The sequence below is a fragment of the Cupriavidus sp. SK-3 genome (assembly GCF_000611145.1).
Lineage (GTDB): Bacteria > Pseudomonadota > Gammaproteobacteria > Burkholderiales > Burkholderiaceae > Cupriavidus.
This window is the reverse complement of the sequence record NZ_JFJV02000058.1, coordinates 503-20,718: the sequence shown is the minus strand read 5'-3', so window position 1 is coordinate 20,718 and position 20,216 is coordinate 503. Positions and strand designations below refer to the sequence as shown.

Annotated in this window: 20 protein-coding genes; 7 read left to right on the top strand and 13 right to left on the bottom strand. The window is 66.2% G+C overall.

Features of this window, described 5'->3' with window-relative positions; translation table 11 throughout:
* Nucleotides 1-15: 15 nt before the first annotated feature.
* From CF70_RS06385 to CF70_RS06365, 5 genes are all read right to left on the bottom strand, one after another.
* Complete coding sequence (locus CF70_RS06385) at nucleotides 16-240, bottom strand: formate dehydrogenase subunit delta (protein ID WP_035862069.1); 225 nt, start codon at nucleotides 238-240, stop codon at nucleotides 16-18.
* Entirely contained in the window at nucleotides 237-1,109 is an 873-nt protein-coding gene (fdhD, locus tag CF70_RS06380; RefSeq protein ID WP_200876705.1) for a formate dehydrogenase accessory sulfurtransferase FdhD, read from the bottom strand. Before fdhD ends, CF70_RS06385 begins: the two co-directional genes overlap by 4 nt.
* The gene (gene fdhF, locus CF70_RS06375) at nucleotides 1,106-3,961 is read right to left on the bottom strand and encodes a formate dehydrogenase subunit alpha (RefSeq protein WP_035862066.1); all 2,856 of its coding nucleotides are present in this window, start codon (nucleotides 3,959-3,961) and stop codon (nucleotides 1,106-1,108) included. Before fdhF ends, fdhD begins: the two co-directional genes overlap by 4 nt.
* A gap of 88 nt (nucleotides 3,962-4,049) precedes the next feature.
* Nucleotides 4,050-5,603: a formate dehydrogenase beta subunit gene (locus CF70_RS06370; RefSeq protein ID WP_035862064.1), complete on the bottom strand. Its 1,554-nt coding sequence runs from the start codon at nucleotides 5,601-5,603 to the stop codon at nucleotides 4,050-4,052.
* Entirely contained in the window at nucleotides 5,600-6,109 is a 510-nt protein-coding gene (locus tag CF70_RS06365; protein ID WP_035862061.1) for a formate dehydrogenase subunit gamma, read from the bottom strand. The genes CF70_RS06370 and CF70_RS06365 overlap by 4 nt, the downstream gene beginning before the upstream one ends.
* 293 nt (nucleotides 6,110-6,402) lie before the next feature.
* Here CF70_RS06365 and CF70_RS06360 point away from each other — a divergent pair, with 293 nt between their 5' ends.
* On the top strand, nucleotides 6,403-7,506 hold the full coding sequence (locus CF70_RS06360) for a substrate-binding domain-containing protein (RefSeq protein ID WP_035862058.1): 1,104 nt from the start codon (nucleotides 6,403-6,405) through the stop codon (nucleotides 7,504-7,506).
* Here CF70_RS06360 and fdxA read toward each other — a convergent pair.
* The 4 genes from fdxA to CF70_RS06340 form a co-directional block, all read right to left on the bottom strand.
* Nucleotides 7,503-7,847: a ferredoxin FdxA gene (fdxA, locus tag CF70_RS06355; protein WP_035862055.1), complete on the bottom strand. Its 345-nt coding sequence runs from the start codon at nucleotides 7,845-7,847 to the stop codon at nucleotides 7,503-7,505. The two genes, CF70_RS06360 and fdxA, sit on opposite strands and share 4 nt — an antisense overlap.
* Nucleotides 7,848-7,979: 132 nt before the next feature.
* A complete protein-coding gene (locus tag CF70_RS06350; RefSeq protein ID WP_035862052.1) occupies nucleotides 7,980-8,300 on the bottom strand; it encodes a hypothetical protein in 321 nt (106 codons plus the stop codon).
* A gap of 93 nt (nucleotides 8,301-8,393) precedes the next feature.
* On the bottom strand, nucleotides 8,394-10,082 hold the full coding sequence (locus CF70_RS06345; protein ID WP_035862049.1) for a M30 family zinc metallopeptidase: 1,689 nt from the start codon (nucleotides 10,080-10,082) through the stop codon (nucleotides 8,394-8,396).
* A gap of 188 nt (nucleotides 10,083-10,270) precedes the next feature.
* Complete coding sequence (locus CF70_RS06340; RefSeq protein ID WP_035862046.1) at nucleotides 10,271-11,569, bottom strand: cation:proton antiporter; 1,299 nt, start codon at nucleotides 11,567-11,569, stop codon at nucleotides 10,271-10,273.
* Between the two features lie 229 nt (nucleotides 11,570-11,798).
* Between CF70_RS06340 and CF70_RS06335 the strand changes: the two genes are divergently transcribed.
* On the top strand, nucleotides 11,799-12,683 hold the full coding sequence (locus CF70_RS06335; RefSeq protein WP_051648084.1) for an alpha/beta hydrolase: 885 nt from the start codon (nucleotides 11,799-11,801) through the stop codon (nucleotides 12,681-12,683).
* Nucleotides 12,680-12,952 (top strand): DUF1289 domain-containing protein, encoded by a 273-nt coding sequence (locus CF70_RS38740; RefSeq protein ID WP_063830433.1) that lies wholly within the window; start codon nucleotides 12,680-12,682, stop codon nucleotides 12,950-12,952. The genes CF70_RS06335 and CF70_RS38740 overlap by 4 nt, the downstream gene beginning before the upstream one ends.
* Here the strand turns inward: CF70_RS38740 and ppk2 are convergent.
* From ppk2 to hisN, 4 genes are all read right to left on the bottom strand, one after another.
* Nucleotides 12,946-13,863, bottom strand: coding sequence for a polyphosphate kinase 2 (gene ppk2, locus CF70_RS06325; RefSeq protein WP_035862044.1), 918 nt, complete (start codon nucleotides 13,861-13,863; stop codon nucleotides 12,946-12,948). The genes CF70_RS38740 and ppk2 overlap by 7 nt on opposite strands.
* Nucleotides 13,864-13,946: 83 nt before the next feature.
* A complete protein-coding gene (locus CF70_RS06320; protein ID WP_035862042.1) occupies nucleotides 13,947-14,966 on the bottom strand; it encodes a transporter in 1,020 nt (339 codons plus the stop codon).
* A 118-nt stretch (nucleotides 14,967-15,084) separates the two neighbouring features.
* Complete coding sequence (locus CF70_RS06315) at nucleotides 15,085-16,338, bottom strand: Hsp70 family protein (RefSeq protein ID WP_035862040.1); 1,254 nt, start codon at nucleotides 16,336-16,338, stop codon at nucleotides 15,085-15,087.
* 119 nt (nucleotides 16,339-16,457) lie between these two features.
* Complete coding sequence (hisN, locus tag CF70_RS06310; RefSeq protein WP_035862080.1) at nucleotides 16,458-17,249, bottom strand: histidinol-phosphatase; 792 nt, start codon at nucleotides 17,247-17,249, stop codon at nucleotides 16,458-16,460.
* A gap of 401 nt (nucleotides 17,250-17,650) precedes the next feature.
* On the opposite strand from hisN, the gene CF70_RS06305 reads away from it, so the two are divergent.
* The 4 genes from CF70_RS06305 to CF70_RS37440 all read left to right on the top strand — a co-directional run.
* Nucleotides 17,651-18,289 (top strand): cytochrome b/b6 domain-containing protein, encoded by a 639-nt coding sequence (locus tag CF70_RS06305; protein WP_035862038.1) that lies wholly within the window; start codon nucleotides 17,651-17,653, stop codon nucleotides 18,287-18,289.
* A 45-nt stretch (nucleotides 18,290-18,334) separates the two neighbouring features.
* Nucleotides 18,335-19,108, top strand: coding sequence for a molybdopterin-dependent oxidoreductase (locus CF70_RS06300; RefSeq protein WP_035862037.1), 774 nt, complete (start codon nucleotides 18,335-18,337; stop codon nucleotides 19,106-19,108).
* 64 nt (nucleotides 19,109-19,172) lie between these two features.
* Complete coding sequence (locus tag CF70_RS06295) at nucleotides 19,173-19,439, top strand: pentapeptide MXKDX repeat protein (protein WP_035862031.1); 267 nt, start codon at nucleotides 19,173-19,175, stop codon at nucleotides 19,437-19,439.
* A 384-nt stretch (nucleotides 19,440-19,823) separates the two neighbouring features.
* Nucleotides 19,824-20,216: tripartite tricarboxylate transporter permease (locus tag CF70_RS37440; RefSeq protein ID WP_035862077.1), on the top strand; the 393-nt coding region annotated here is incomplete at its 3' end.

Genomic DNA, 20,216 nt, shown 5'->3' with positions numbered 1-20,216 from the left:
AGCAACCCCCCCCCATCACTCCAACACCCCCCGATGCCGAGTCACCGCCAGCAGGACAATCTCATCCATCCCGGCGTCTCCACCACTGTCCATCCGCGCCAGCAGCGCACGCCGCATACGCGGCTCCCAGAAACGCTTGATATGGCCTGCGATATCCGCCACCGCTTCCTCGCGGTCCGGCATGGCCTCGAAGAATGTGCCGATCTGGTTCGCCATCTTGACAAGGTTGTCCGAGTTCATGCCTGTTCCGTCCTACTGTGCAAACGTTGGGGGTGAGAGTAGACCACGTGGCGGCCGGCACGCACAAAGCCAGCCAGCGTAACGCCGGCATCGAGCGCCAGACGCACCGCCAGCGCGGTCGGCCCTGAGACGGCAGCTAGCACGCCAACGCCGGCACTGGCGGTCTTCAGCACCATCTCGTAACTGGCACGGCTGGTGACCAGCACGGCGCCGCGCGAGCGGTCCTCGCCGGTGCGTGCGAGCGCGCCGATCAGTTTATCAAGCGCGTTGTGGCGGCCCACGTCTTCGCGGACCAATGCTACCTGGCCGTCAGCGCGCAACCAGGCGGCGGCGTGCGTGGAGCCGGTATGGCGCAGCAGTTCCTGGCGCGTCTGCAACTGCCCGAACGCGGCGTACAGCACCGCATCGCTGAAACTCGCCTTGCTGCTGACCGGCGCCGGCGCGCGCATGACTTCCTGCAGCGATTCCGTGCCGCACAGCCCGCAGCCGGTGCGGCCCGCCATGGCGCGGCGCCGATCCTTGAGCGCGGCGAAGGCTTCCGCCGCGATGCGCAACTGCACCGCGATACCCTCGGGACGGACCTCGGTCTCAATCTCATAAACGTCGCGCGAGCTTGCCACCAGCCCTTCGCTCAGGCTGAAGCCCAGCGCGAAGTCTTCGAGATCGGCCGGCGAGGCCAGCATGACCGCATGCGAGATGCCGTTGTACTCGAGCGCGACCGGCACCTCCTCGGCGATCTCGTCGTCCTCCAGCGCCAGCTCGCCCAGGCGGCAGCGATTGACGGCGAAGGTGCTGTGCGTAGGCGGCTCGGCTTCGCTGAAAGGCGCCACCGCATCGGGCCTGGCCGCGGCGAGTTCGCAGAGCGTCATGCCGAACCCGCCTCGGCGCTGGCCGCCTGCAGCAACTGCATCTGCTGCTCGTGGAAGTCGCGGTACTGCCGCTGCCATTCGGACGGCTGCGCCACCGGCATCACCTGCACCGCGGTGACCTTGTACTCGGGGCAGTTTGTGGCCCAGTCCGAGTTGTCGGTGGTGATCACGTTGGCGCCGGACTCGGGGAAGTGGAAGGTGGTATAGACCACGCCCGGCTGCATGCGCTCGCTGACGATGGCGCGCAGCACCGTTTCGCCCGCGCGGCTTTGCACGCCAACCCAGTCCCCGTCCTTGATGCCGCGTTCCTCGGCGTCGTGCGGATGGATCTCCAGCCGGTCTTCGTCGTGCCACATCACGTTGTCGGTGCGCCGCGTCTGCGCGCCCACGTTGTACTGCGACAGGATGCGGCCCGTGGTGAGGATCAGCGGGAACTTGCGATTCACCCGCTCTGCGGTGGGCACGTAGCGCGTGATGATGAACTTGCCCTTGCCGCGCACGAATGCGTCGATATGCATGGTGGGCGTGCCCTCGGGCGCAGCATCGTTGCACGGCCACTGGATGCTGCCGAGTTCCTCCAGGCGCTGGTAGCTGACGCCACTGAAGGTGGGGGTCAGCCGCGCGATCTCGTCCATGATCTCGGACGGATGCTTGTAGTCCATCGAATAGCCCAGCGCGTTGGACAGCAGCACAGTGGCTTCCCAGTCGGCATAGCGCGCCTTGGGCGGCATCACTTTGCGCACCCGCGAGATGCGGCGTTCGGCGTTGGTGAAGGTGCCGTCCTTTTCCAGGAAGGACGAGCCCGGCAGGAACACGTGCGCGTACTTGGCGGTCTCGTTGAGGAAGATGTCCTGCACCACGATGCATTCCATCGACGACAGCGCGGCTGCCACGTGCTGCGTATTCGGGTCGGACTGCACGATGTCCTCGCCCTGGCAGTACAGGCCCATGAAGCTACCCGACAGCGCGGCCTCGAACATGTTGGGAATGCGCAGGCCCGGCTCCGGGCTGATCTCCACATTCCAGGCGGACTCGAACAGGCCGCGCGTGGTGGAGTCCGATACATGGCGGTAGCCCGGCAGCTCGTGCGGGAAGGAGCCGATATCGCAGGAGCCCTGCACATTGTTCTGGCCGCGCAGCGGATTCACGCCCACGCCTTCGCGGCCGATATTGCCGGTGCACATGGCCAGGTTGGCGATGCCCATCACGGTGGTGGAACCCTGCGCGTGTTCGGTCACGCCCAGGCCGTAATAGATCGCGGCGTTGCCGCCGGTGGCATACAGGCGCGCCGCGCCGCGCAGTTGTTCGGCGGGGATGCCTGTAATTCCGGCCATGGCTTCCGGCGAGTTCTCCGGCAGCATGACGAAATCGCGCCATTGCTGGAAGGCACGGTCCTCGCAACGCTCGGCGATAAACGATTCGGCCATCAGGCCTTCGCTCACGATCACGTGCGCCATCGAGGTCACCACCGCCACATTGGTGCCTGGACGCAGTTGCAGGTGGAAATCGGCGCGCACGTGCGGCGAATCGACCAGGTCGATGCGGCGCGGATCGATCACGATCAGCCTGGCGCCGGCGCGCAGGCGCTTTTTCATGCGCGAGGCAAACACCGGATGACCATCGGTGGGGTTGGCGCCCATCACCATGATCACGTCGGCCTTCTCCACCGAGCGGAAGGTCTGCGTGCCGGCCGATTCGCCCAGCGTCTGCTTGAGGCCGTAGCCGGTGGGCGAGTGGCAAACCCGCGCGCAGGTATCGACGTTGTTGTTGCCGAAGGCGGCGCGCACCAGCTTTTGCACCAGGTAGCCTTCCTCGTTGGTACAGCGCGAGGACACGATGCCGCCGATGGAGTCGCGGCCATGCCTGGCCTGGATGCGCTTGAACTCGGAGGCCGCGTGGCTGATGGCTTCTTCCCATGACACTTCGCGCCACGGGTCGGTGATCCTGGCGCGGATCATCGGGTTCAGGATGCGGTCCTTGTGGGTCGCGTAGCCAAAAGCGAATCGGCCCTTCACGCACGAGTGGCCCTCGTTGGCCTGGCCGTTCTTGTACGGCACCATGCGCACCACTTCATTGCCCTTCATCTCCGCCTTGAAGGCGCAGCCCACGCCGCAGTAGGCGCAGGTGGTGACTTTGCTGTGCTCGGGCTGCCCCATGCGGATGATGGAGGTCTCGGCCAGCGTGGCGGTGGGGCAGGCCTGCACGCAGGCGCCGCACGACACGCAGTCGGAGTCCATGAAGCTGTCGCCCTGCCCCGCTGTCACGCGCGAGCCGAAGCCGCGGCCGCTGATGGTGAGCGCGAAGGTGCCCTGGGTTTCCTCGCAGGCGCGCACGCAGCGGTTGCACACGATGCACTTGGAGGGATCGTAGGTGAAGTACGGGTTGGACTCGTCCTTGGCCTCGGCACGGTGGTTGGCGCCGTCATAGCCGTAGCGCACTTCCCGCAGGCCGACCACGCCGGCCATGTCCTGCAGTTCGCAGTTGCCGTTGGTAGGGCAGGTCAGGCAGTCGAGCGGGTGATCGGAGATATACAGCTCCATCACGCCACGGCGCAGGTCGGCCAGCTTGTCGGTCTGCGTCTTCACTTTCATGCCGGCTTCGGCCGGGGTCGTGCACGAGGCCGGGAAACCGCGCCGCCCTTCGATTTCGACCAGGCACAGGCGGCACGAGCCGAAGGACTTGAGGCTGTCGGTGGCGCACAGCTTGGGCACGTTCACGCCCGCCTGCACGGCGGCCCGCATCAGCGAGGTGCCGGCGGGCACGGTGACGTCGACGCCGTCGATCTCAAGGGTGACCTGCTGTTGCGAATCGCTGGGCGGCGTGCCGAAATCGATTTCGTTTCGTGTATTCAAGGCGGACTCCCGCTGCGGCCGCGGGCCGCGTACTGGTGATTCAGAGGGCGCAGAGGCAGCGCCGGTTCGGTATGCCGTAGCGCTGCGTTCAGGCAGCCTTGGCGGGCACGGCCACGCCAAAGTCTTCCGGGAATCCGTCGAGCGCCGACAGCACCGGGTACGGCGTCATGCCGCCCATGGCGCACAGCGATCCGCCCAGCATGGTGTCGCACAAGTCGCGCACCAGCTTCACGTGCCTGACCGGCTGGTCGCCCGCGATGATCTTGTCGATCACCTCGACGCCGCGCGTCGAGCCGATCCGGCACGGCGTGCATTTGCCGCAGGATTCGATGGCGCAGAACTCCATCGCGTAGCGCGCCTGCTTCGCCATGTCGACGGTGTCGTCGAACACCACGATGCCGCCGTGTCCCAGCACCGCGCCGAAAGCCGCGAACGCTTCGTAGTCCATCGGCGTATCCAGCCGCGAAACCGGCAGGTAGGCGCCCAGCGGACCGCCCACCTGCACCGCGCGGATCGCCCGCCCGCTGCGCGTGCCCTGGCCATAGTCCTCCAGCAACTCGCGCAGGGTCACGCCGAACGCCTTCTCCACCAGCCCGCCCTGCCGCACATTGCCCGCTATCTGGAACGGCAGCGTGCCGCGCGAGCGGCCCATGCCGTAGTCGCGGTAGAACTGCGCGCCGCGTGCGAGGATCAGCGGCACGGTGGCCAGCGAGATCACGTTGTTGATGATGGTGGGCTGGCCGAACAGACCTTCGATCGCCGGCAGCGGCGGCTTGGCGCGCACCACGCCGCGCTTGCCTTCGATGCTCTCGAGCAGCGCCGTTTCCTCGCCGCACACATAAGCGCCCGCGCCCTTGCGTACCTCCAGGCGGAAGCGCCGGCCGCTGCCGCGGATATCGTCGCCCAGCCACCCGGCGGCATGGGCGATGCCGATGGCCGCTTCCAGCATGGCAATGGCGTGCGGATATTCCGAGCGCACGTAGATATAGCCGTGCTGCGCACCCACCGCGAGGCCGGCGATGGTCATGCCCTCGATCAGCATGAAGGGATCGCCTTCCATCACCATGCGGTCGGAGAAGGTGCCCGAGTCGCCCTCGTCGGCGTTGCAGACCACGTATTTGGTGGGTGACTGCGCGTTCAGCACGGTCTGCCACTTGATGCCGGTGGGAAAGGCTGCGCCGCCGCGGCCGCGCAGTCCGGAATCGGTCACTTCGCGCACGATCTGCGCACCGTCCAGCGCCAGCGCGCGGGTCAGGCCGGCGTAGCCCTCATGCGCGATGTAGTCATTCAGCGAGAGCGGATCGGTAATGCCCATGCGGGCGAAGGTCAGGCGCTCCTGCCCCTTGAGGAAAGGGATCTCCCCGGTGGGGCCGAGCGCCAGCGCGTGTGGCCCGCCCGCCAGGAAGCCGGCGTCGAACAAGGCGGCGGCATCGTCCGGCGTGACCGGGCCATAAGCCACGCGTCCGGCGGCGGTCTGCACCTCGACCAGCGGTTCCAGCCAGAACATGCCGCGCGAGCCGTTGCGCACCAACTCCACGGTGGCGCCGCGCGCCGCGGCTTCGCGCGCGATGGCGCGCGCCACGTCGTCGGCGCCCATGGCGAGCGCGCTGGAATCGCGGGGAACGAAGACGGTAACGCTCATGCCTGCACCTCCGCTGCCCGATCCTGCGACGCATCCGCGCAAGCCTTGACCAGAGCATCGAAACGCTGCGGCGTCACGCGGCCCACCAGTTGCTCGCCGACCATCACGGCCGGGCCGCATGCGCACTGGCCCAGGCAATACACCGGCTCCAGCGTGAACTCGCCATCGGCGGTGGTTTCATGAAACCCGCAGCCCAGCACGCGCTCGGCGTGGGCGGCAAGCGCCTCGCTGCCGACCGACTGGCACGCTTCGGCACGGCAGACCTGGATCACATGCCGGCCCGGCTTGCTGTCGCGGAAGTGATGGTAGAAGGTGACCACGCCGTGTACCTCGGCGCGCGACAGGTTGAGCGCGCGGGCAATCTCGGGCAGCGCGTCGGCGGGCACGTAGCCTACCGCGTCCTGGATCTCGTGGAGGATGGGCAACAAGGCGCCGGGCATGTCGCGGCGCGTGGCTACGATGTGCGCGATCCGGTCGCGCCGGGCTTCAGCAGTTGGTGAGGACATCGGGTCTCCTGGTGACGCAGCACGGCCCGGCGCTAAAAATGGATCCAAAGTCCGGGGCCGGGGGCAGACGGTGTGGCGCATTGGCTTGCGCGTCTGGCCAGGAACTGCTGCGGGGCGCGGCAAACCGGTTTCCGGTTGCCGCTATATATGCTATTTTTTTCATATCATGGGGACGCTGAACGGGCACAAGCCATGTTGCCTTGCTGTTTTAGCTGGCTTTTTTCGGTTTATCTGCCTCTTTGAGCGGACTATAGGCAGTTGGCCACGTTCGAGCAATATGCTATTTTTCTCATATGATTCGCATCTCGATCCTGCCCCATCTGCAAATTCGCGACGACCAGCAAGGCGCCGGCCCGGCACTTGACGTGTCCCGCCTCGTGGCCTTGCTGGGCCTGATTGAAAGCACCGGCAGCATCAGCCAGTCGGCGCAGGCAACCGGGCTGTCCTACCGTTACGCCTGGGGCATCCTGCGCGATGCGGAGGCGCTCTTCGGCGGCGCGCTGATTGCCAAGACACGGGGCCGCGGCACGGCGCTCTCGCCACTGGCCCAGCAACTGGTGTGGGCCAGCAAACGCATTGCCGCGCGGCTGTCCCCCACGCTGGAAAGCCTGGCGTCGGAACTGGAGATAGAGCTGAAGAAGCTGGTCGACCAGTCAGGCCCCACGCTGCGGCTGCACGCCAGTCATGGTTTCGCGGTGGCCGCGCTGCACGATTTCCTGGATGCGCACCAGGTTCGCCACGACCTGAAGTATTGCGGCAGCCTTGAGGCGGTTGCGGCACTTGCGCAGGGCGCCTGCGATATTGCCGGCTTTCATGTCCCGATCGGCGAATTCGAGCAAAAGACGCTGGATCGCTTCGCCACGTGGATCCGCCCCGAGACGCATCTGCTGATCCACCTGGCGGTGCGCTCGCAAGGCATCTTCGTGCGCCCCGGCAATCCGCTGCAGGTCACCACGCTGCAGGACCTGTGCCGCGCCGATGTGCGCTTCGTCAACCGGCAGACCGGTTCCGGCACGCGGCTGTTGCTGGATCTGATCCTGGAAGCACGCGGCATCGACAGCAGCCGGATCGAGGGCTACAGCAATGGCGAGTTCACCCATGCGGCGGTGGCGGCCTATATCGGCAGTGGCATGGCCGATGCGGGGTTCGGCGTGGAAACGGCGGCGCGGCGCTTCGGGCTGGATTTCGTGCCGGTGCTCAAGGAGCGGTATTTCTTTGCCATCGAGCGGGAGCGCCTGCAGAGCCCGGCGCTTGCCGGCGCCGTGGCGGCGCTCAGGAGCGGCAGCTTCCGGCAGGTGGTGGATGCCCTGCCCGGCTACGACGGCAGCCTGACCGGTACGATACTGACGCTGGATGAAGCCTTTCCCGAGGACGCCGGGGGACGCGGCCAGGGCTAGGACTGCGCGGCATCCTTGAGCAGCATGGGCAGCTTGTTGTCCCGCCCGGCCCATTGTTCGTGCCCGGGCAGCGGGCCCTTGGCCTTGAGCAGCGGCTTCCAGCCAGCCTGGCGCGAGAGTTCAGCATTGAGGGCCAGGAAATGCCGCTGGCCGGCTGGCAGATCCTCATCCGAGTAAATCGCGCCCACGGGGCACTCGGGCACGCACATCGAGCAATCGATGCATTCGTCGGGGTTGATCACAAGGAAATTCGGCCCTTCGTGGAAGCACGACATGGGGCAGACATCGACGCAGTCGGTGTAGCGGCACTGGATGCAGGCATCCGTAACGACGAAGGTCATAAGGCTGGCAGGCACGGAAAGACAGCCGCAAGGATAGCGTTGCCGCGCCGGCACGGGGGCGACGTGCTTTGTGCGAGTCAGTCAAAAGACTTCATGTGCGCCATCAGGATCTTGCAGCCTGCCGGCGTCCGTCTACCGCGAAGGCTCGCCCGGCGCGGCGTCCACATGTTCGACGCGAATGGCCGGCGCCCAGGTGCCTGGCTGGTTTGCGCGCAGCACCACGCCGGTTACTGTCACCCGCTGGCTGCCCAGGGCCTGGGCCTGTTCCACGGGGAATTTTTCGAGAACCCAGGCCTCGCCGTCGGCGGTGACCAGCATAGGCTGCTGGAACAACGCGCTGCCCTTGACCATGACCGTGCCCGTCAAGGCAATGGACCTGCCGGCGGGCACCGCATGCACGCACGCGGCAAGCACGACGGACAGTGCGGCAATCAGGATCAGGATTCGGTGCATGAGGTTCGATGGGTTGGCGGGCCGGGCGGCGGATGCCGCCGCCCGGGGACCGCCGGAGAGGAGCCGGCGTGTCCGCGCGTTGCGCGTTCAGTATCAGTACACCACTACGGACAGCGTGGTGCCAGCCGGCACGCGCACCGTTTCGCTGTACGTCGTGCCCACATTGCCGCGGACTACCGGGAAGCTGCCGTACGGCTGCAGCGTGACGGCGACCGCGCTGGGCAGCTTGCGCACCGAGCGGTACTTAGCGAGGTCCGGATCGATCAGAGGCAGCATAAAGCCGCCGTCGACGCGGGCCGGGTAGCCGTAGCGCGCCGGCGACGAGGCCGCGGGCATCAGCGAGTTGCTGGTGACGGTCCAGCGCAACAGTTCCTGGTCGAAGCCGGAGTCCGGACGCGCCGCCTTGATGGCCTGGTCGAGCACGGTCTTCGAATCCATGCTGCTGGTGCGGTTCAGCAGATCCTTGTAGAAGGCCAGGCCAAGCTGCCGGTCGAGGAAGCCGCCAAAGCTGCCCGACACCGAATAGCTCTCGCAGGTCGCGCCGAAACCGGTGAACTGCAGCAGATTGCAGTTGAAGTTGCCATTGCCTTGCGACAGGTAGTCGAGGAAGCGCACGTCACGGATCGCGTTATAGCTGGAATCGATGCTGTAGCTGGCGAAGTCCTCCATCATCATCGCGGACATTTCTTCCAGCCAGGTATCGAATGCATACTTCTGGCCGGCCTTGACGCTGCGGCGATAGAAGTTCTGCATATGCATTCCCTCATGCGCCATGGTCATCTTCATTGCCTTCATGCCTGCTGCGCCGGCCAGCTGGAGCGTCTCGGAGTCGAGATAGAGCGACAGCGATTCGTTGCTGCGCGCATCCGAGGCAGCCGTCAGGTTATGCAGTCCCCAGAAATAACCCACGGTACCGCCCGCCTTTCCGTTCTTGTCGAAGTTGAGGATGACGATATCGATCGGCTGGCTGCTGGCGGCAATCAGGTTGTTGTAGCTGTGCGCGCCCCACAGCGGGCCGCCGACCTGGGTCAGCATGTCGTAGATGCCGCCAGCGCTGGCGAAACTGGTGAGCAGTTCGTTGACGATTGGGCTGCCGATGTTGGACGCTTCGGCGTTTTCCACCCAGATGTTGACGACCGTCCCATCGCTTGCAGGCAGTTGCTGGGTCAGCGTAGCCAGGCGGCGCGTGCCGTCAGTGTGATACCAGGTCTTCGTGGAATTGAGCGCGGTAGCGTGCGGCGGCGGCGGCGCCATCTCGGAAAAGCTGGCAACGCGCTTGCCGCCGGCCAGTGCCGCCCAGCCGGCGCGATTGAACTCGGCGATATCGCGCCGCGTGCGCTCGTCCTGCGTGGACGACAACGACTCGGCCGACTGGATCGAGAGATTGGCCAGTTCGGACTGGATGACCGACAGCGACAGCGCCGGCATGGCTTGCTCGGCCGCGCCATTGGTGTAGAGCAGCGTCACCGATTTTCCGCTCACGCCACCGATGGAAATCGGCAGATCGGCGGCGGCGCCGGTGGTATTGGAGGCCGACCAGACGCCGACACCCGAGCCCGAGTAATTGCTGCCGTCCGCGGCGCTGCAGCCGCCGCAGGCCGGAGCGAGGGCCGGCATGACCGGCACCGCGGGCACAGAGGGCACAACGGGTGCGCTGCTGGTCGGCACGGCCGTCTGGCTGGTAGCGGGTGCATCGCCACCGCCGCCGCAGGCGGCGACCGAGGCGGCGGCAAGCCATGCTGCGAGCAAGCCTGCGCGGCGGCGGAAAGTGGTTCCCGTCATACTGAAAGCTCCGATTTTTGTCCTTTGGGTGCCGGCACCGGCGGAAGATGCCGGGACCAGCACAAATATCGGCATCCGGGCACAAGAGCTTTAGGAACCGGCGTCATTGCAGAGCGTGCAAACCGTCCTGGCATGGGTACGGCGCGGACCGCGCAATCGTGCAGGAGGTGGCCGCGAAGCCGGCGGCTTCAGGCCTTGGCGGCACCGCGCCAGCGCCGGTACATGGCCATCAGCGGCGTCGCCGATGAACCATGCAGGGCCACCGACAGCACCACCACGCACAGCGTGGCGTCGGCCAGCAGGGCCGCGTAGCGGGGATCGGCGCCGTGCGCCAGGGCAAAGGCGAGGTAATAGACCGAGCCGATGCCGCGCACGCCGAACCAGGCAATGAGCCGCCGCTGCGCTGGCTGCAGCGCGACCCCGATGGTGGATATCGCGACGGCAAGCGGACGCACGGCCAGGATCAGCGCGAGCCCCAGGGCCAGGTATTCCCCGCGCAGCAGCCGCGTGGAAAGCAAGGCGCCCACCACCACCATCACGCTAAGCTCGGCGAGCCGCTCCAGGTCCAGCGAGAACTCGCTGACGGTATGCGCCAGGTAAGCGGCGGCCTTGTCCTGGTGCACTGCCGCGCGCTCGTGTTCGGCAGGCGTCATTGCGCCCAGCACTTCGTCGGGCGCGACGTCCTGGTTCTCCTCGTGTTCAACGTGACGCATGGCGATGCCGGCGGCGAACACCGCCAGGAAGCCGTAGCCATGCACCGCCAGCGCGGCGCCATAAGCCAGCCCGATCAGGCCGATGGTGAAGAAGCTCTCCATCCCCAGGGCGCCGCCCAGGCGCTTGCGCAGCGCCAGCACCACGCGGCTGCACAGCCAGCCCAGCCCCCAGCCCACCGCCAGTCCCGCCAGCGTGGCCCACAGCAGGTCGAGCCATACCCAGCGCAGCCAGGCAGCGCCCGGCAGGCTAAGCGCCAGCATGACGAAGGGAAAGGCGGAGCCATCGTTCAGCCCGCCCTCCCCGCTCAGGCTGAACCGCGTGCGGTCACGGTCCTGCGTGTCGTCGACCTGCACATCGGAAGCCAGCACCGGATCGGTGGGCGCCAGGATGGCCGCCAGCAGCAATGCCACGCCGGGCGGCAGCCCCATTGCCCAGATCCCGATGACAGCCAGCATGGCAATGGTGAGCAGCATGCCCAGCGTGGCCAGCCGCAGCGGAAGGCGCCAGATGCGATCGCGCGGATGCGCGCGCAAGCGCAAACCCACCGCGAACAGCGAGACCAGCAGGGCGATTTCCGTAACGATCTCCAGCACCGCCACATGCTCGCGACGGGTGATATCGAAATGAATCAGGCCGAAGCCGAACGGGCCCAGCAACATGCCGAACAGCAGGTAAAGCGCGGAGAAGGAAATGGGCAGGCGCTTCACCACCGAGCCGATCAGCCCGATGGCGACTAGCAGCGCACCGATGATCCATGCCCAGGTGCCGAACAAGCGATATCTCCCATGGCGAGCGCGTTCACGAAAGGACGCCGGCGGCAGGTCCGCGCGGGCACGCTGGCGCGGCATCCATATTGCTGCGCCCCACTCATGTGCGCGCGGCAAACCCGTGGCGCCAGGTCCCGCGGCGCGCTACAACAAGGGGACACCGTACGTCTATGCAAGGTATATGCAAGAATGACCGGCGGCGCTTGAAAAAATCACCTGCCAGGAAGCCCAGCCCATGCCCAGACCGCGCTTGCTTTCACTGCTGCCGGTGCTGCCGCTGGTGGGGCTGGGCGCGTGCTCCACGTCGGACGTGCTGAATGGCCTGACCCAAAGCAAAGCCTATGCCCTCACCGCCAGCGTGCCCTATGCCGACGGCGCGCGCGGCAAGCTCGATATCTATGCGCCCCGCGAGCCGGCCTGCTCCGGCAAGGCGCCGGTGGTGGTGTTCTTCTACGGCGGCACCTGGAACAGCGGCGAGCGGGCCGACTACGCCTTCGTCGCGGCAGCCCTGGCCGCGCGCGGCATCTTGACCGTGATTCCGGACTATCGCCTCTACCCCGAGGCCAGCTATCCGGATTTCCTGGTGGACAACGCCCGTGCCGTCGCCTGGACACGGCGCGAGATCGCCAATTACGGCGGCGATCCGCAACGGCTGTTCGTGATGGGACACAGCGCGGGCGGCTACAACGCCGCCGTGCTCGCGCTCGATGCGCGCTGGCTCGCCCGCGTCGACCTGAGCCCCGGCCAGTTGCGCGGCTGGATCGGGCTGGCCGGGCCCTACGATTTCCTGCCGATCGTCAATCCGCAGGCGAAGCCGGTGTTCCATCACCCCGACTACCCGCCCGGCTCCCAGCCTATCGACCACGCCGACGCGCGTTCGCCGGCCGCCTTTATCGGCGTGGACGAAGGCGACCGCCTGGTCAACCCGCAGCGCAACTCCGCGCAAATGGCCCAGCGCCTGGCGCGCAACGGCGTGCCTGTGCAGTACCGCAGCTATGCGCGGCTCTCCCACACCTTGCTGATCGGTGCCTTCTCCGACCCGCTGCACTGGCTGGCCCCGGTGCGCGACGATGTCGCCGACTTCATCCTCCGGCGCGCCGATTGCGGGAGCGCCACATGAGCGTGAAATCGCCCTGCATCAAGATCGGCAAGTTCGACGACGCGACCGGCTACTGCAGGGGCTGCCTGTGCACGCGCCCGGAATGCAAGGCGTGGAATACACGCAAGAAGAAGCGCCGGCGGAAGATCATCGAAGCCAGGCCGCAGCGCGAGGCCGAGTTGCGGCAGGCGAAGAAGACGGACCGAGGCGAGGCGGAAGCGCAGGCTTCTGCGACGCCCCGGAGATCGGGCAGGGCAATGCTGGCGCGCCCCTGCCCGGATGATCAATAGACTTCCGGCACGATCATGGTCTCCGGCACCGGCTGGCGCATGTAGTCCTCGTGCCGCTCTCGCTGCGGCAGCACCACGGGCGGCTGCGCGCGCTCCTCGTAGGGCATCTGCCGCAGCAGGTGATGGATGCAGTTAAGGCGCGCCTTCTTCTTGTCGACCGCCTGCACCACCCACCACGGTGCCTCGTCGATATGCGTGCGCTCCAGCATGATTTCCTTGGCACGGGTGTAGTCCTCCCAGCGCCGGCGGGATTCGAGATCCATCGGGCTGAGCTTCCACTGCTTGAGCGGATCGTGGATGCGGCTCAGGAAGCGCAGGTGCTGCTCCTCGTCCGAGATCGAGAACCAGTACTTGATGACCTGGATGCCCGAGCGCACCAGCATGCGCTCGAACTCCGGCACCGACCGGAAGAACTCTTCGTACTGGTCGTCGGTGCAGAAGCCCATCACGCGCTCGACGCCGGCGCGGTTGTACCAGCTGCGGTCGAACAGCACGATCTCGCCCGCCGCGGGCAAGTGCGAGACATAGCGCTGGAAATACCACTGCGTGCGCTCGCGATCGTTCGGCGCGGGCAGCGCGGCCACACGGGCCACGCGCGGGTTGAGCCGCTGGGTGATGCGCTTGATCACGCCCCCCTTGCCCGCCGCGTCGCGCCCCTCGAACAGGATCACGACCTTGTGGCCGGTCTCCACCACCCAGCTCTGCAGCTTGACCAGTTCGCCCTGCAGGCGGAACAGTTCGCGGAAATACTGTCGGCGCGCGGCGCGCTCTTCATCGTCCAGCCCGCCGCCGCCCTCGCCGAACAGCGTATCGACATGGTGGTCTTCCAGCTCCAGCTCGAGTTCTTCGTCATAGTGATCGGCCACCTCGCGGTGGATGCGCCGAATCAACTCGTTCTCGTCTGGTCTCATCGCTCACTCCTGTTCGCAACAACGCGGTGACTGGCAGGCTAGCAGCAGGTTATGACGCCCGCATGAAACCCGTCCCCGGGACGCTAGTAATCCCCCTGCTTGCGGAAAGCCCAGCGGCCGGCCAGCACGGTGAAACTGGCCACCAGCACCACCAGCACCCAGAAGCCGTGCGGATGATCGGCCAGCGGAATGCCGCCCACATTCATGCCGAAGAAGCCCGCCACGATATTGATCGGCAACGCCAGCACGGTGACCAGCGTCAGCGTGAACAGCGTGCGGTTCGTCTGCTCGTTAAGCTTGGCCGCGATTTCTTCCTGCAACAGCTTGATGCGCTCGACCAGGGCGGCCAGGTCGTTGAGCACCAGCGAGAACTCTTCCGTCGAGTCGCGCAGGTCCTGGATATCCTGCTCCTGCAGCCACGCCGGCGGACGGTTGAGCAGGCGGAACAGCGCGCCGGGCTCGGGCGCCAGCAGCCGCTGCAGGCGCACCAGTCCGCGCCGCATGGAGCCGAGTTCGGCGCGGTTGCCATGCAGGCGCTGCGAGAGCAGGCGATCCTCGACCTGGTCCACGGTGCCGCTGGTTTCGCGCACGATGCGCACCAGCACATCGGCCTGGTCGCGCAGCAAATGCACCAGCAGCGCCAGCGGCGTGTGGAACAGCTCGCCCTGCCGCACCGAGGCGCGCAACTGGTCGACCGAGCGCAAGGGCTTCATGCGCGCCGTCACCAGGATGCGGCGGTCGGCGCAGGCCCATAGCGTGGAGATATCGGTGGAGCTCACGCCGAAGTTGTAGATCACGTCGTTGACCACGGCAAGCAGCGCCACGTCCAGCCGTTCGATGCGGGTGGAACGCGAGCCTTCGCGCAGTGCTTCGAAAAACCCTTCTGGCAGGTCGAGCTGGTTCTTCAGCCAGCGCTCGCAGGCGCTGTGCGACAGGTTGAAGTGCAGCCAGAGAAACTCGTCGCCCCGCGGGGGCTGCTTGAGCCACATGGCCGCGGCGGCGGAATCCATGGGCTGGCCCGGCTCGCCGGGCAGGAAGCGGAAGCCGCTGACCAGGCCGACCGGATCGGAACCGTAGCTGGCTTCGACGATACCCGCATGCATGTGGTGCCTCTTCGAAAGCGCGTATTCGCGAAGATGGGACATTAGCATGAGGGGATGAACGCATGAAGGCCGGCGCGTGGCGCCGGCCTTCAATGGGTCACTGCCGGACGCGAAGCGCTCAGCCGAACTTGCGGCGCGCATCCAGCGCTAGGCCGGAGCCAATGCCGCCGAACAAATCGCCCTCGATCCGCTGCGCCCCCGGGATCAGTTCGGACAGCCGCTCGCGCAGCAGGGGCACGCTGCTCGAGCCGCCGGTAAACAACACCGTGTCGATCGCGTCCGCCTGCACGCCCGCATCGCGCAGCAACGCTTGCACCGTTACCTCGGTCTTGCCGACCAGCTTGCCGATGGACTGGTCAAAGTCCGCCCGGGTGATCGCCATGGATTCTCCCGGCGCGATACGTCCGAGGTCGAGTTGCGTCTGCGCTTCGCCCGACAAGGCGATCTTGGCCGCTTCCACCTGGATCGCCAGCCAGTGGCCGGCGCGCTGCTTGATCAGGCTGATCAGGCGGTCGAGCTTTACCTTGTCGGCCGCATCGCGATAGTTGTCCATCACGTGCGACCACGCCTTGCGCGTGTAGACCAGGTTGATGGTGTGCCAGCTGGCCAGGTCGAAATACTGCCCCGAAGGCATCGCCTTGCCGTTGCGCAGTTCGCTGCCCAGCCCCAGGAACGGCATCACGCTCGCCAGGCTGAGGCTCTTGTCGAAATCCGTGCCGCCGATGTGCACGCCGCCATTGGCCAGGATATCGCCGCGCCGGTCGGTCTTGCCGGCGCGCTCGGGCGACAGGCGGACCAGCGAGAAGTCCGAGGTGCCGCCGCCGATGTCGGCCACCAGCACCAGCTCCTCGCGGGAGATCGTGGCTTCGTAGTCGAAGGCCGCGGCAATCGGCTCGTACTGGAACTCGATGTCCTTGAAGCCGGCGTCCGCGGCAATCTCGCGCAGCGTCTGCTCGGCAAGCTGGTCGGCCTTCGGGTCTTCGTCGATGAAGAACACGGGGCGCCCCAGCACGACCTTGTCGAAACTCGCGCCGGCCGAGGTTTCCGCGCGCTGCTTGAGTTCGCCGATGAAATGCGACAGCAGTTTGCGGAAAGGCATGGCCTGGCCCATGACTTCGGTGCTGTCTTCCATCATCGAAGTGCCCAGCAGGCTCTTCAGCGAGCGCATCAGCCGGCCTTCATAGCCTGCCAGGTAGTCGCCGAGCGCGGCCCGGCCGTAGCTGACCAGCGGATCCTCCGAATGAAAAAAGATCACCGAAGGCAGCGTGAACCTGCCATCTTCCAGCGGCAACAGCGTGGGTTGTCCCGGCCGGCACCAGCCCACCGTGGAATTGGACGTGCCGAAATCGAGGCCGCAAGCGTTTGACATCATGTTTCTGGTTTCTTCCCTACTGCATAGTTAAGTCCGGGCCGGGATGGCTTTTCCCGCGCCGGACGTCGCGGCCAGCATGATAGCAAGCCCTGCGTCCTCAGCCGCGGCCTTCGACGTGATCAGGCAGGCGCATTCAGCAGCGCCAGTATCTGCTGGTGCAATTGCCGGTCGCCGCAGGCCACCACGGTGCCGCCCTGCTGTGCGTCGCCGCCGGTCCAGCTCGTCACGATGCCCCCGGCGCCTTCCACGATGGGAATCAGCGCCTGCACATCGTAGGCCTTCAGGCCGGCTTCCACCACGGCATCCACATGGCCCGCGGCGACCATGCAATACGCGTAGCAGTCACCGCCATAGCGCTGCATCCTGGCGGCATCGGCCACGCGGCGGAATGCGGCGAACTGCGCCGCATCGTCGAACATTTCCGGCGTGGTGCACATCACCTTGGCCTGCGACAGGTCGGCGCAAGGCCGCGTACGCAGAAGCTCGCCGTTAAGCCAGGCCTGCCGGCCGTCGCCGCTGAAGCGCTCGCGCGTGAACGGCTGGTCCATGATGCCGAGCACCGGACGCTGGCCATCGTTGAGCGCGATCAGCGTGCCCCACAGCGGCAGCCCGGTGATAAAGGCACGGGTACCGTCAATGGGGTCGAGCACCCAGGTCAGTGGCGAGCTGCCGGCCACGCGGTCTTCTTCCTCGCCCAGGATGCCGTGCTCCGGATACCGTGCCCGGATCAGGTCGCGCATGGCGCGCTCGGCGGCCTTGTCGGCCTCGGTGACCGGATCGAAGCGGCGGCCGCCCTTGTCCTCCACCGCAGGCGCGCTACGGAAGTACGGCAGGCTGGCGTTGCCCGCCGCCTGCGCAAGGCTAGTGGCGAAGTCCATGTATTCGATAAGCTGCTCGGCGGTCAGAGGCATGTGGAGATCCTGGGTCCGTGGATGGTGGCAGGGCGACGGATGGCGCGGCGCGGCCGAAGCCAGCACGCGCAGCGTTGCGTTGGGCGCGCTGCCCGCCAGCATTGTAGCGGCACCCGCGGCCGGACTTCCCCGGCCGGAGCGGCCAGGCAGGGATTACCGTTGGTGTCCCGCCGGCACGATGCTACTGTGAAGCATGGGTAGCCGCCCATGCGTCGCCCGACAGTCCGTTGTTCCTTTCGCCGAGCCAGCTGAGTGACTTTGGGGATACCCATTGCCGACGCGCCCGCGTGCCAGAAAAATTTCCCGTTTCGCGTGTAAGTTCGTGCCGCCACCGTCGACAAAGGCACACAAACCGTTTGCATCAGCATGCGCTGCCGCCACGGGAACATTGGAGAACGACGGTGGATACTGCCTCCCAGCTATCGCGGCCCGCGCCCGGCCGCCACGGACATGCGTCCGCCTCCATCCAGCCGGCATGGGTGCGCCTGACCCACTGGCTCAACGCCATCGCCATCATCATCATGGTGATGAGCGGCTGGCGCATCTATAACGCATCGCCGCTGTTCGGCCTGCACTTCCCCAAGGGCATCACGCTCGGCGGATGGCTGGGCGGCGCGCTGCAATGGCACTTCGCGGCCATGTGGCTGCTGGTCGCCAACGGGTTGTTCTACCTGCTGATGAACGTCATTACCGGACGATTCCGCCGCCGCTTCCTGCCGCTGTCGGTGCGCGAGGCATTGCGCGATGTGGCCGCGGCGCTGCGCGGCAGGCTGGCGCACCCGGACCTGGCCCAATACAACGCGGCCCAGAAGGCCATGTATCTCGGCGTGGTGCTGGTCATCGTGCTGACGGTGCTGTCCGGCCTGGCGATCTGGAAATCGGTGCAATTCCCGCTGCTGCGCGACCTGATGGGCGGCTACGACGCCGCGCGCTGGGTCCATTTCGTGTGCATGAGCGCCATCGTGCTGTTCACCGCCGTGCATGTGGCCATGGTTGCGCTGGTGCCGCGCACCTTGCTGATCATGCTGCGCGGCCGCTGAACGCCATCCCGCCGAATCCAGAGAGCCGCCTCGCGGAGAATCGCCATGAACAAACCCAAACCCATCGTCACGCTCGACCGGAACCTGATCCTGCGCGATGCCGTGCGCGAACTCGATATGCCCTCGCGCCGCCTGTTCGCCAAGCGCGCCGTCACGCTGGGCGGCCTGTCGATGCTGACCGGCTGCAGCCTGACCGACGATGCCTCGGTAGAACGCTTCCTTGCCGCGGTATCGCGCTTCAACGATCGCGTGCAAGGCTGGCTGTTCGATCCCGGCCGGCTCGCGCCTACCTACGACGAATCCCGCATCACGCGGCCCTTCCCGTTCAATGCTTTCTACGGCGAAGACGAAGTGCCCGAGGTCGACGCCGGCGACTTCCGCCTGGAAGTGGGTGGCCTGGTGGCACGCAAAGCGTCCTGGACGCTCGATCAGCTCTACGCGCTGCCGCAAACCTCGCAGGTCACCCGGCATATCTGCGTGGAAGGCTGGAGCGCCATCGGCAAGTGGGGCGGCACGCCCTTCTCCGAGTTCCTGCATCGCGTGGGTGCCGACACCAGCGCGAAGTATGTGGGCTTTCGCTGCGCCGACGATTACTTCACCAGCATCGACATGCCCACCGCGCTGCACCCACAGACGCTGCTGACCTTTACCTACGACGGGCAGACACTGCCGCCCAAGTACGGCTTTCCGATGAAGCTGCGCATGCCGACCAAGCTTGGCTACAAGAACCCCAAGCACATCATGGCGCTGTACGTCACCAACACGTATCCCGGCGGTTACTGGGAAGACCAGGGATACAACTGGTTCGGCGGATCCTGATCCGCTTGAAATTGGCCGGCATGGCGCCGGCTTGCACACTGGCTATCAAACCAAGGAGAACACCATGAACAAACTGTTCGCAACCGCCCTGCTCTCAACCACCATGCTGTTTGCGGGCCACGCCTTCGCCCAGGACGCCATGAAGAAGGATGCCGCGCCCATGGCCAACGACAGCAGCATGGCAAAGGACACCATGAACAAGGACGCGATGAGCAAGGACAAGATGAAGAAGAGCAGCGACAAGATGAGCAAGGACAAGGCGGGCAAGGACAGCATGAGTAAGGACAGCATGAGCAAGGACGCCATGGGCAAGGATGCAATGAAGCAGTAAGCGGAAAGGCAGGCTGCCGGGCTGGCTGGCAATGTGACGACGCCCCGTCTTTTGCGCGGGGCGTCGGTGTTTCCGTCATGCGAGAACCGCAAGCGCCACTTGCGGCGCATCGGAATGCATCGGGACATACCCGCAGCGGCGTCCGCTGAAAGCCGGATGAAAGCACGCAAGCCTACCGTGCTTGGTAAGCCATTGAGGCGCGCCCGACGTGCGCGCACCTGCTGTCGATGACGATCTGCGGGGGAAACCTGCACAGCGACCCGCTGCGCCGGCGTCCTCCGATTCGCGCGCCAATTCAAAACACAGCGCGCGGCCTGGTATGCGGACTCCGCCTTACGGCGGATGCTCCGCCCGGGTTTCACTGCAGGCGAGGGAGACAGCCTCATGGAACTATTCGAACACCTGGCCCTTGGGTTCTCCACGGCGCTGACACTGCAAAATCTTGGCTACTGCTTCCTCGGCTGCCTGCTGGGAACGCTGATCGGCGTGCTGCCCGGCATCGGGCCGCTGGCCACCATCGCCATGCTGCTGCCGGTGACCTACACGCTGCCGCCGGTGGCCGCGCTCATCATGCTGGCCGGCATTTATTACGGCGCGCAGTACGGCGGCTCCACCACCGCCAACCTGGTCAACCTGCCGGGTGAATCGTCGTCCGTGGTGACCACCATCGACGGCTACCAGATGGCACGGCGAGGGCGAGCGGGGGTGGCGCTGGCCACCGCCGGCCTGGGCTCGTTCTTTGCCGGCTGCGTAGCTACCCTGATCCTTGCCGCATTT